At 36.0% G+C, this 12,237-nt stretch carries 12 protein-coding genes and 2 tRNA genes; 6 read left to right on the top strand and 8 right to left on the bottom strand.

Going from position 1 to position 12,237, the window contains the following annotated elements:
• The first annotated feature begins 2 nt into the window (after nt 1-2).
• From BN1208_RS04175 to BN1208_RS04165, 3 genes are all read left to right on the top strand, one after another.
• Nucleotides 3-78 (top strand) — tRNA-Val (locus tag BN1208_RS04175).
• Between the two features lie 18 nt (nt 79-96).
• A tRNA-Asp gene (locus BN1208_RS04170) sits at nt 97-173 on the top strand.
• 104 nt (nt 174-277) lie between these two features.
• Nucleotides 278-2,173, top strand: a complete 1,896-nt coding sequence (locus BN1208_RS04165; protein ID WP_046489288.1) for a SurA N-terminal domain-containing protein — start codon at nt 278-280, stop codon at nt 2,171-2,173.
• Here BN1208_RS04165 and BN1208_RS04160 read toward each other — a convergent pair.
• From BN1208_RS04160 to gloB, 6 genes are read right to left on the bottom strand one after another with little or no spacing between them, the layout of a single operon-like run.
• On the bottom strand, nt 2,170-2,952 hold the full coding sequence (locus tag BN1208_RS04160) for an enoyl-ACP reductase FabI (RefSeq protein ID WP_046488176.1): 783 nt from the start codon (nt 2,950-2,952) through the stop codon (nt 2,170-2,172). The two genes, BN1208_RS04165 and BN1208_RS04160, sit on opposite strands and share 4 nt — an antisense overlap.
• A gap of 11 nt (nt 2,953-2,963) precedes the next feature.
• Entirely contained in the window at nt 2,964-3,791 is an 828-nt protein-coding gene (locus BN1208_RS04155) for an ABC transporter permease (RefSeq protein ID WP_046488173.1), read from the bottom strand.
• Nucleotides 3,788-4,807, bottom strand: coding sequence for an ABC transporter permease (locus BN1208_RS04150; protein ID WP_046488171.1), 1,020 nt, complete (start codon nt 4,805-4,807; stop codon nt 3,788-3,790). The genes BN1208_RS04155 and BN1208_RS04150 overlap by 4 nt, the downstream gene beginning before the upstream one ends.
• 1 nt (nt 4,808) lies before the next feature.
• Nucleotides 4,809-6,443, bottom strand: coding sequence for a peptide-binding protein (locus BN1208_RS04145; RefSeq protein ID WP_082092834.1), 1,635 nt, complete (start codon nt 6,441-6,443; stop codon nt 4,809-4,811).
• 16 nt (nt 6,444-6,459) lie between these two features.
• A complete protein-coding gene (locus BN1208_RS04140) occupies nt 6,460-7,866 on the bottom strand; it encodes a transglycosylase SLT domain-containing protein (protein WP_046488168.1) in 1,407 nt (468 codons plus the stop codon).
• 1 nt (nt 7,867) lies between these two features.
• On the bottom strand, nt 7,868-8,593 hold the full coding sequence (gene gloB, locus BN1208_RS04135; protein WP_046488166.1) for a hydroxyacylglutathione hydrolase: 726 nt from the start codon (nt 8,591-8,593) through the stop codon (nt 7,868-7,870).
• A gap of 43 nt (nt 8,594-8,636) precedes the next feature.
• Between gloB and BN1208_RS04130 the strand changes: the two genes are divergently transcribed.
• Genes BN1208_RS04130 through dnaQ form a run of 3 tightly spaced genes read left to right on the top strand, consistent with a single transcriptional unit; the run spans nt 8,637 to nt 10,476 of the window.
• Nucleotides 8,637-9,353 carry a class I SAM-dependent methyltransferase gene (locus BN1208_RS04130; protein WP_046488165.1) on the top strand — a complete coding sequence of 239 codons (717 nt, stop codon included), beginning with the start codon at nt 8,637-8,639 and terminating at the stop codon, nt 9,351-9,353.
• The gene (rnhA, locus tag BN1208_RS04125) at nt 9,350-9,796 is read left to right on the top strand and encodes a ribonuclease HI (RefSeq protein WP_046488162.1); all 447 of its coding nucleotides are present in this window, start codon (nt 9,350-9,352) and stop codon (nt 9,794-9,796) included. Before BN1208_RS04130 ends, rnhA begins: the two co-directional genes overlap by 4 nt.
• Complete coding sequence (dnaQ, locus tag BN1208_RS04120) at nt 9,796-10,476, top strand: DNA polymerase III subunit epsilon (protein WP_046488160.1); 681 nt, start codon at nt 9,796-9,798, stop codon at nt 10,474-10,476. Before rnhA ends, dnaQ begins: the two co-directional genes overlap by 1 nt.
• A 6-nt stretch (nt 10,477-10,482) precedes the next feature.
• Here dnaQ and queD read toward each other — a convergent pair whose 3' ends face one another.
• Complete coding sequence (queD, locus tag BN1208_RS04115; protein ID WP_046488157.1) at nt 10,483-10,920, bottom strand: 6-carboxytetrahydropterin synthase QueD; 438 nt, start codon at nt 10,918-10,920, stop codon at nt 10,483-10,485.
• Between the two features lie 74 nt (nt 10,921-10,994).
• Nucleotides 10,995-12,224, bottom strand: coding sequence for a M48 family metallopeptidase (locus tag BN1208_RS04110; protein ID WP_046488155.1), 1,230 nt, complete (start codon nt 12,222-12,224; stop codon nt 10,995-10,997).
• Nucleotides 12,225-12,237 lie beyond the last annotated feature (13 nt).

Raw genomic sequence — 12,237 nt, 5'->3', positions numbered from 1 at the left:
ATGGGTGCTTAGCTCAGTTGGTAGAGCGTCGCCCTTACAAGGCGAATGTCGGCGGTTCGACCCCGTCAGCACCCACCAATTTTTGTAACAAGTTTTGGAGTGGTAGTTCAGTTGGTTAGAATACCTGCCTGTCACGCAGGGGGTCGCGGGTTCGAGTCCCGTCCACTCCGCCAATATCATTAAGGCGAATCTTAAGATTCGCCTTTTTGTTCATTAAGTGAGAACTTTTTGGCAACTTTTTTTATCAAAAAATTATAAAGATAATAGGATAAATCCAATGTTAGATAAATTTAGAAGTTATGCTCAAACTAAAGCGGCACAAGTTATTTTGGCGCTGGTTCTTATTCCTTTCGCATTGTTTGGAATTGATTCATATCTCAACCAAGCTGGCAATAATTTAAGTATCGCCAAAGTTGATGGCTATAAAATTACACTACCAGAATATAATCGTGCGATTGAAAATGTTCGTAATCGGATTATGAGTGAAGGTAAAAAAAACGATCCTGCAATGTTTGATTCATTAGAATTTAAAGAGTCTGTAGTCGATGGACTCATCACAAAACAATTAATAAATGATGATATTAAAAAATCTAAATTTAGAATCACAGATCAACAATTAAGCCAATACATTATAGGTATGCCTGATTTTCAAAAAGATGGAAAATTTTCACAAGAACTTTACGATAAAGTCTTGCAAAATAATCAACTCAACCCTAAGAAATTTGAAGAAAGCATTAGGAATGATTTACTCATTCAGCAAGTGCGTGATGGACTGCAAAAACTTACATTTATTCCGCCTAATAATTTAACGGAAACATTGAAAGTAACATCACAACAAAGGGAAGTTACTGTTGCTGAATTTAAAACTAAAGAATATATGGCTAAAGCAAATATTTCCGAAAAAGATATGCAAGATTTTTATGACAAAAATAAATCTAAGTTTTTAGCACCTGAACAAGTGAAAGCCGAGTTTGTTATATTTTCTTTAACAAGCATTCTACCGACCATCAATGTATCCGAAGATGAAGTGAAAGCTTTTTATAAAACAAATGCAGATAAATATCAAAATAAGCAGCAAAGAGAAGCAAGTCATATTTTAATAGCTTCATCTAAGAATGCCGCTCCAGCAGAAAAAGCTAAGGCTAAAGCAAAGGCTGAAGACATCTTAAATCAGGTTAAAAAGAATCCTAAGCAATTTGAAGAATTAGCAACAAAACACTCACAAGATCCTGAATCTGCCAGAAAAGGTGGGGAGCTAGGTACCTTTGATCGTGGCATGATGGTTAAGCCTTTTGATGATGCTGTTTTCTCAATGAAAGTTAACGAGATTAGTAGTATTGTTGAATCTGATTTTGGTTACCACATTATTAAACTGACAAAAATCATTGGTGAAGGCGGTGGTTTTGACGCCATCAAGTCACAAATTAAAGCTGAAATAATCTACCAAAAAGCACAAGATAAATTTGCAACTCTTGCTGAAGATTTTAGTAATAAAGTGTATGAGCAGTCATCAAGTCTTGATGGGGTTTCGAAAAAATTTAATTTGCCTATTCAAAAAACTGAATGGATTAGCCGTAGCGACACAGATAAATTCTTTAAAAATGAAACATTGATGAACGCTATATATACGAAAGAATCAATTAAGGACCATCGAAATACTGAAGCGATCGAAGTCACGCCTAACAACTTAATTTCTGCCCGTGTTGTTGATTACAAAGCGCAATCTACAAAACCATTTACTGAAGTTAAAGCCGATATTGAAGAATATTTAAAATTTGAAGCTGCAAAGAAATTAGTGGCTACCGATGGTGAAGCAGCCTTGAAGTCTATTAGTGATTCTTCACGTAAAATTGTTTGGCAACCTGTAGTTTTAGTCGACCGAAAAAATACAAAAGGCTTGGGCGAGGCTGTCATTAATCAGGCTTACAAAATGCCTACAGACAGGCTTCCTAGTTACAGCGGTTTTATTGATGGCAATAACGGTTACGTGATTGTTAAAGTCAGTAAAGTAGCATTTCCGAATGATGAGAATGAAGAAAATAAAAAAGAATTCGCATCTAGTTATACAGATGCATTATCTAATGAATATTTGAGTGCTTATCTGAAAGGGTTAAAAGCGAAGGCCAATGTATCAGTGAATCAAAAATTCTTCGAGACAACACAAAAGAATTAATCGATTGAACCTGCGGCAGTAATATTCATGCCGCCATCTACATATGTAATTTCGCCCGTGATGCCTGAAGCAAGATCGCTACATAGAAAAGCAGCTGCATTTCCAACTTCTTCAATTGTCACATTTCGTCTTAAAGCGGCATGTTTCTCATTAAAGTCTATCATGCGATCAAAGTCAGCAATGCCAGACGCGGCAAGTGTTTTAATAGGCCCTGCTGAAACTGCATTAACCCTAATACCTTTTGGTCCTAAGCTCTGAGCCATATATCTTACGTTAGCCTCTAAACTTGCTTTGGCAAGTCCCATCACATTATAGTTAGGCATTGTTCTCTCAGCGCCAAGATAGCTTAAAGTAAGTAAACTTGCATGCTCGCTTAACATCGGCAGTGCTGCTTTAGCTAGGGCTGTAAAGCTGTAAGAACTAATATCATGAGCTACTCTAAAGTTTTCACGGGTCGTTGCTTCAACGAAATCTCCCTTTAAAGCTTCTTTTGAAACAAAGGCTAGCGAATGAACAATAACATCTAATTTATCCCAGTGTTTTTTTAATAAAGGAAAGAGATTGTCGATTTGCTCATCAAATGAAACGTCGCAAGGTAGAACAATATTTGAATTAAAATCTTGAGCAAGTTTTTTTACGCGCTCATCGTGCTTTTCCATTTGGTAAGTAAAAGCTAATTCAGCTCCTTCACGTTTCATTGCAGTAGCAATACCATATGCAATAGATCGGTCACTTAAAAGACCAAGAATTAAAACTCGTTTCCCAGTTAAAAACCCCATCATGTAATCCTTTATTTTTGCTGATTCTTGTTTTTAGGATCAAGTAAATCCCTTAAGCCTTCACCAAGTAAATTATAACCTAGGACTGTAATCAAAATAGCCAGCCCTGGAAATAATGATAGCCACCAAGCAAACTGAATATACTCTTTGCCATCAGTCAAAATATTACCCCATGAGGACTGTGGTGCTTGAACCCCAAGCCCAAGAAAACTCAATCCAGATTCAGTTAACACCGCGCTTGCAATACCTAAAACTGAAGTTACGATGATAGGTGTTAGGCTATTGGGGAGTAGATGCTTTGAAATAAGCCTGTAATCTGAAGCGCCCATAGCTTCTGCTGCTAATATATATTCTCGATTTCTGAGACTTAAAAACTCTGCACGAACAAGACGAGTAACACCCATCCAGGAAGTCAATCCAATCACAATCATAATGTTCCAAATTGACGGCGTTAAAAATGCAATGACTGCAAGTATCAGAAAGAAAGTAGGAATGGATAACATAATATCTACAAAGCGCATGATAATAGAGTCGATATAGCCTCGATAAAATCCAGCAACAGCACCTAAAAATGTTCCAATGACAGTAGCGATACCTACAGCTACTATACCTACTAAAAGCGAAATTCTAGATCCATAAAGCATGCGTGAGAAAACATCTCTTCCTAATCCGTCAGTTCCCATAAGATGCGAGACAGAAGGGGGTAGAAGTATGGATTGAATATCAATGTAATTTGGATCGTAAGGCGATAACCATGGAGCAAATATTGCGATAAAAAGAACAGATACAATAATAATGAAACCACTTAAAGCGAGTGGATTTTGCGTAAGGATTTTCAATTTGTAATACCTCGCCTAATTCTTGGATCTGCCCAAGCATAACCAATATCTGCGATTAAATTTCCAAACAACGTTAAGACAGATCCGATCGTAAGGATTCCCATTACCACTGGAAAATCTCTCATTAATACAGCGTCAAAAAATAATTTACCCATGCCAGAAATTGCAAAAATTGACTCCCCAATGACAGAGCCACCAATCAAGCCTGGAATAGATAGACCTACTATAGTGATGAGAGGTAATAATGTATTTCTCAAGGCATGGCCATAAACTACTTTATTTTCTGTGAGTCCTTTTGCGCGCGCTGTTGTAATAAACTCTTGTTGAAGTACATCTAACATTCCATTTCTGACGTAAAGTGAAATGCTTGCGAGGCCGCCTAAGCTTGAAACAAAGACTGGTAATATTAGATGCTTAATTAAATCTAGGTATTGAGCCATTAGCCCCATCTTTTCATACCCTACGCTATGTAAGCCTGAAATAGGGAGCCAAGAATGAGTGACCCCAGTCCAATACATTAATAAAAGCGCTAACCAAAATCCAGGTACCGCGAAGCCTATGAATACAATTATGGTAATGAGTCGGTCTGGCCATCGATTTTGATTGACTGCCGAAACAACGCCAAGAAATATTGAAAGCACAAAAATAATAAGTAACCCTATCAAATTAATCATCAGGGTTATAGGAAGAGCATCTTGAATCATACCTTTAGTGATATTGCCTTTATCATCTTTTGTTTCCCATAAAACAGGACGCTGATGCGAAGCAAATGAATTACCAAAATCTAATTTAACAATCCGTTTTAACCATAAGCTATATTGCGTAACCAAGGGTTTATCTAAGTTATAAAGCGCCCTTAGTTTTTGACGAGACTCTTCAGATGCTTTTGGATTGAAGGCTGATTCTGATGCGGTAATGTCACCTGGTGCTAGGTGCATAATAAAAAATGAAATAAGACTAATACCAATGAGCATTGGGATCATCCATAACAACCGTTTAATTAAATAGTTAAGCATTTTATTGAGCTATTTCATTTCTTCTGACTGTAGAGGGAATAAACCATTCGTATGAATTATACGCAATTCCAGCAGGCGGCGTAGGGGACTCAATTCCTTTGATACGTTTGCTCATAGCGGTGAGACCATACCCAGCATATAAATAAATCACAGGACTATCACTTAATAAGATTTTTGAAAAAGCATGATATATTTTTTCTCGTTTGTCAGGATTTAATTCGGTACGACCTTCTTCAAGCAATTGATCGACTTCTTTATTGTTGTATCCAATGAAATTAAATTGACCAGGTTTTTGTTGTGACGAATGCCAAATATTATATTGATCAGGATCAAGCGATAAACTCCAGCCAAGAATGACAGCATCAAAATCACCAGTTTTAATAAATTGATTTACAAAGCTTGCCCATTCAATTACCCGAATTTTTACATCAATACCTACATCTTTAAGCCTTCTTTGAATAAGGACTGCGGTCATTTCTCTTTGCTTATTTTGATTCGTGAGAATCTCAAACGAGAAAGGTTTGCCATCTTTTTCTAAAACACCATCTTGATTAGTGTCGTTAAAGCCTGCTTCACTAAGTAACTTAAGTGCCTTATTTTTATCGTAAGGGTAGGGTTGAAGTTGTTTATTACTCCATCGAGTTCCAGGTTTATATGGGGATGCAACAGGCTCCCCTAATCCTAAAAGCACACCATCAATAATTTCCTGCTTATCAATTGCGTAGTTAATCGCTTGCCTTACTTTTATATCATTAAATGGGAGATGTTTTGAATTAAAACCAAGGTAGGTGTAACTATTTCCAAGTTCCTTATAAAGCGCTAATTTATTTTTTAGATCTGGTCTAGAGGGAATCACACGTGCAAATTGAATAGGATTAATATTCATAAGGTCAATATTATCAGCGATCAGTTCTAAAAATTGAGAAGATGTGTCAGGGATGAAGCGTGAAGTTAGGTTACTTATATTAGGTTCGCCCATGACTGAAGAGGGGCTAGCTTCCAAAGTTAATTTTTCACCATTAACCCATTGTGCTAATTTGTAGTAACTAGAGCCAACGGGTTTTCTTGAGAAAAAAGTGCGATTAATATCTTCGTCTTTCAAGATATGTTTCGGAAGAATTTGAAGGGTCGCCCAGCTGTCTAGGGCTGGTGCATATGCTTTTTTATATACAACTCTGAATGTATGAGGATCTGGAACTTCAGCCCTTTCAACTAACTTGTAATCAGAGCCATAGGGAGTTCTCGTTTTGTCGTCGGTAACAAGTTTCCATGTGAAAAGGACATCCTCACTTGTTAAATTATGACCATCAGACCATTTAAGATCCTTCTTTAATTGAAAAGTAATTGTTTTTTGGTCGCTTGAAATTGTCCATTTTTCTGCTATTTCAGGAGCTAGCTCTAAATTTTTATCATATTTAATAAGTTTATTAAAAATATTTACTGAGATGGCTGATGATGCTGAATCTCCAGCAATCATCGAAATGAGATTGCTTGGCTCACCAGACATTGCATCGTTTAGTGTGCCACCTTTTTCACTACTAAAAGTACCATCAAAGTTGTAAGCGATTTCTTTTTTGTCGCTACACGAAGTTAAGTTAAGCCAAACAAAGAAGAGGAAAATATATTTAAAATACATATTATGCGTAATTAAGTTAATTATTTCTTTGAAGTTGAAGTATGGATCCGATTTGAATGTCTGTGGAAGTCATTTGATTAATGTCTTTTAGTTCATCGATACGTATATCATATCTTTTAGCAATTTTATTAAGCGTATCTCCTGATTTTACTTTGTGCTTAGCAGGCTTCACTGTTTCTTCAGCGTTCTTATCATTTTGAATTTTTGACTCATCAATATTTTGATCTGCATTTGACTCTGTACCTTCTTTTTTGGCTACTAACATCATGGTAGAGGTCTTGATTGCTTTTTGAGGATTCAGATCATTAGCTTTTATGAGATCACTTTCTTGCATGTCGAATTTATTTGCAATCGCTCTAATTTTTTCATTATGTTTTGGTTGGTATATATTCCAGGACACTAAAGGTTTTTCATTTTGACTAAGATTTTTTACAAATGTATCTGCCGCATTAATCGGTAAAATAAGTCGTTGTGTTTTATCGTTTGTTCTAATAAGAGGTCTTCTATGTTCAGCATTTAAAAGTAAAAATTCATCATAAGAAATTTCAGCAAGATTTGCAGCAAGATCTGCATCAATCATGGCAGGGGCTTCCACAGATGTAAAGTAAGGTTTATTCGGTATTGGATCTATATAAAGTCCGTATTGAGTCGGGTTTGAAACAATATTTTTAATAGCTTGTAGCTTCGGCACATAATCTTTCGTCTCACGCGGAAGTTTTAGGTTTGCATAATCCGTTGGCAGGCCTTTCGCTCTATTTTTAGCTATAGCGCGACCGACAGTACCTTCACCAGCATTATAAGCAGCCAAAGCAAGATCCCATGAGCCAAATAATGTATGAAGCTTTTGAAGATAATCAAGTGCTGCATTTGTCGCTTCCACCACATTACGTCTTTTATCATGCCACCAGTCTTGTTTCAAACCGTAAAGCCTACCTGTGGAGGGAATAAACTGCCATATACCTACAGCTTTACTTCTTGAATTTGCAATGGGGTTGTAAGCGCTTTCTATCATCGGAAGAAGAGCTATTTCTGATGGCATACCTCTTTTTTCTACTTCACCCACAACATAAAATAAATATTTCTGGCTGCGATCCATCATCCTTTCTACATACTCAGGTCGAGCGGAGAACCAATCTTCATATTTCTTAGACCTTGAATTGTTTTTATTCTTAATGTCATATCGAGAATAAATACGTTGCCACAGATTTATTTCAGCTTTATTAGCTTGGTAATTTTGTGTTTTACTGGATGAAGCAGCCGAGTTCAGGTTTAACGAATTAAGCTTATTAATTTCTTGATCAAGTACATCGATATCTAGAATACTAATTTCCTCTCCTAGAATATTTTCCTCAGCAAAAGCACTTGGCATCATTGCTGCTGAAATACATATAAAAAGTAAGGTATATTTAAATGGCGATGTCATATTAATACTGATCTTTAAGATCTCTAAGACGCTTAAATGCTTCTAGTGAAGTACATTTTAAAAAAGGGTTGGTTTTTAATTCTTCCTCGAGTGAGGATGGAATAGTATTTTTCATGTTGGATACAAGTGCTTTTCTTAATTTTAGATTTGTATCATCTGGATCAAGTGACAAGGCAAATGTAATATTTTTTTTAGTATATTCGTGCGCACAATAGATTTTTGTATCCTTAGGTAGGGCGCTAATTTTTTTTAACGAGTTATACATTTGCTCATGGGTTCCATCAAATATTTTGCCGCAACCACAGGCAAAAAGCGTATCGCCGCAGAAAAGGTTTTTCTTATCGTAATAGGCGATATGCCCTCGGGTATGTCCGGGAATTTCAATTATTTTATAGTTTATTTGAAGTTCTGGAATATTAATTTCGTCCCCATTTTTAAGGCTTATATTGACAAAATCGTATTTATCTTTTTGTGGCGCAAAGATCTTAATATGTGGGTATTTTTCTTGAAGCGCCATAACCCCGCCAATATGATCGGCATGATGGTGGGTGATTAAGATGGCGACTAGATTAAGATTTTTTCTCTCTAGAGCACTTATGACTGGACCAGCGTCGCCTGGGTCAACGATTATACTATTTTGATCGTTATGAATTAACCAAATATAATTATCTTGAAAGGCTTCAATGGGATCGATGTGAATTAATTGATTTTCTTTGTAGCCTGTCATTTGTATTCATAGTAAAGTATTTAGATCATTATAGGATATTTTTATGCCTAAAATTTCACCACAAGAATGGTTTAAAAGCCCCTTAGGCCAATATTTACTTGCGTTAGAATATGATTATATAAATCCTGTTGTTATGGATACGTTTGGATTCTATGCCATTCAAATGGGTAACTTCGATATTGATTTTTTAGATCAGTCACGTATTCAAAATAAGTTTTCATTAAACTCAAATCATCCTGATTTAATGACCTCAAACGAAGCGCTACCTTTTGATGAAGCCTCGGTAGATTTACTTATCGCTCCACATATATTAGAACAAATGATCGAGCCTTACGAATTACTTAAAGAGATTCACCGGGTTCTTATGCCTGAAGGTCGTCTCATCATCACTGGATTTAATCCAGTAAGCTTATGGGGGATAAAAAGACTTTTAAGCTTTGATATTGATTACCCTTGGAATACAAAATTTATATCACTTAGTAAAATTAAAGAATGGCTTCCTATCGTGGGATTAGAAATGATTGAAGGAAAAATGGGATGTTATGTCCCCCCCATTCAGCAAGAATCGTGGTTAAGAAAAATACATGCTATGGAGAAACTAGGAGATCGATGGTGGCCTATGTTAGGAGGTTTTTATTCTCTTGTGATACAAAAGAGGGTGCATGGTATGAATGCGATCCAACCTTTATGGAAAAAGAAATTGATTAAAACCCCGGTATATTCAGCACAGAGATCTAGAACTTTTAGGCTAAAACCATGAAGTCTACAATCACTATTTATACTGACGGGGCATGCAGAGGCAACCCAGGTGATGGTGGATGGGGGGCTTTATTAATATCAGGAGCTAATAAGAAATCTATTTGTGGTGGTGAAAAAAATACTACAAATAATCGTATGGAATTATTGGCTGTAATTAAAGCACTTGAAATCATCAAACAGACATCAGAAATTAAAATATATACCGATTCAACTTATGTGCAAAAAGGTATTACCGAGTGGATTCATTCATGGAAACGTAATCACTGGAAAAATAGCAGTAAGAAAATTATTAAGAATGTAGACTTATGGCAAAGACTCGATGAGCTAGCTTCTGGTCACACTATTGAGTGGTTTTGGGTCAAGGGCCATTCCGGAGATGATGGCAATGAGAAAGCTGATCAACTTGCAAATCAAGGTGTTGATAACTTATTAAAGGGACTGTAGTGAGACATATTTTTTTAGACACAGAAACAACTGGCTTATATGCGAATCAAGGCCATCGAATTATTGAGATTGCTGCGGTTGAAATTGTAAACCGCCGCCCTACAAGTAACTCTTTTCATTTCTATTTAAATCCAGATAGGGAAATAGACCCTGCAGCGCAAGAGGTTCATGGCATTACGCTAGATTTCTTGCAAGATAAGCCAAAATTTACAGAAATTGCTTCTGATTTTATTGAGTTCATAAAAGACACAACCCTGATTATTCATAATGCACCATTTGATGTAGGTTTTATTAATATGGAGCTAGGGTTGATTGAAAGACCGCCTATTGAAGGTGTGGTTGATAATATTATTGATACATTAAAAATGGCAAAGGACATGAGGCCAGGGCAGCGGAATAGCTTAGATGCTTTATGTCGTTTTTATAATATAGATAATTCGCAAAGAAGTCTTCATGGCGCCTTACTAGATGCTCAACTTTTAGCTGAAGTTTACCTTGCTATGACCCGTGGACAAGAAGACTTAATGATTGATTTTCAATATAGCGGATCAGATATTGCAGGAGAAAAAAATACTCATCGGCCAGCTAATCTCTTCGTCGTTAAAGCAAACGACGAAGAACTTAAAAGTCATGAAGCTTACTTAAATAAAATGAAGGGCGAAAAAAAGCTTATTTGGTAATCTATGTTATACAGCGTCAGCCCAGCTGTTGGGTGTTTCATACATGCGAATTTGTTTTATTTTAAGTTGGCCATTAAAGCGTTTATTAAATTCACTATTTAAAATTCGGTGAGCTTCTGATGCCATATTTTCTGCTGTTGGTACAACTGGAAATATGACAGTTTTATGATTTGGTAGTGTATTTAAAAAATTCACAATATCTTTATCGTCATGATAAACAATAAATGCATGATCCCAAGGCTCTACGACTAAATCCTTAATGATTTGCTTTACATCAGAGAAATCAATCACCATCCCAAAATCTGAACTTTTTCTGTCGTCATGAATGGGGCCCGTTACCGTGACCTCAATTGCATAACGGTGACCATGTAAATTTTTACAGTTACTTTTATGATTCGGTATGCGATGCCCTGCATCAAATTCTAGGCGGGTTGTAATGTCCATATTTATGAGCGCTATGCCATATAAGTTGCTGATATTTTACCATTGGTTAATGGTAAAAAAGCTTTCTTGAAATTTTAAAGTCTTGCGATACGCTGTAACGCAGGAGGGTGAGAATCATAAAATGCTGAATATAAAGGATCAGGCGTCAAAGTTGATGCATTATCTCGATATAGTTTAACGAGTGACTCTTTAAGATACTTGGCACTTGAGTGTGTTTTAGCATAACGATCAGCTTCAAACTCATTTTGTCTTGAATAGAATGCCATGATGGGTCTTATGAAAAAAATGAAAGTAGGGCCAACCAACATAAAAAGAAGTAAGGCGCTGCCATTTGTAGGTTCGGCAATACCTAACGCATTATAAAACCATAATTGATCTTTTAAATATCCCAAAATAGCAAGGCCAATAAAACTTACGAGGAGCATCATGACAATTCTTTTTTTAACATGATTATGATGGAAATGGCCTAGCTCATGAGCTAGGACAGCTTCGATTTCGTTATGATTAAGACGCTCTAAAAGCGTATCAAAAAATACAATACGTTTATTTTTACCAAAGCCTGTGAAGTAAGCATTGCCATGGTTGCTTCTTGCAGAACCATCCATTACGAATAATCCTTGAGATTTAAAACCACATTTTTTTAAGAGCGCAATAATCTTAGTTTTTAAAGTTTTATCTTTTAAAGGTAAGAATTTATTAAAAAAAGGAGCAATCCAAGTAGGGTAAATTGCAAGAATTAAAAGATTAAATAAACTCCAAACTGCCCATAGATAAAACCACCAATATGCCCCAGCATTTTGTAGCATCCACAATGCAACAAATAGAATAGGTAGACCAAGACATAAAACTAAAATCATCTGTTTATATAGATCTGAAAAAAATAGTTTCTTTGTCATGCGATTAAAACCAAACGCTTCATCAATCTTAAATGTTTTGTAATAACTAAAAGGTAGATCAATGAGGCTACTTAAAAACATAACGCTTAAGATTAATGCAATATCTTTTAAGAGCGGAGATGAAATTGAATCAAAAAGATGAGAGATTCCACTAATCAATCCGCCCAAAGTAAGGAGAATAAGAAAGGAAGCTTGAACGATTGTATCTTTTGAGCCTAATTCGCTTTTTGCGATTGCATAATGCGCAGCTTTTTGATGATCTTTAAGAGTGATATTTTTTTTAAAGGCATCAGGCACTTTATTTTTATGATCAGATATAAAATTAATGTGTCTTATCGCAAGCCATAGGTGAATGCCTGTACTTAAGGTGAGAACAGCAATAAAGGCGTTGCGTAGTATTTCGTCCATAATGTCTCTGAAT

This window comes from Candidatus Methylopumilus planktonicus (assembly GCF_000981505.1).
Lineage (GTDB): Bacteria > Pseudomonadota > Gammaproteobacteria > Burkholderiales > Methylophilaceae > Methylopumilus > Methylopumilus planktonicus.
The sequence above is the reverse complement of the archived record's forward strand: the minus strand, read 5'-3'. Positions and strand labels throughout refer to the sequence as shown.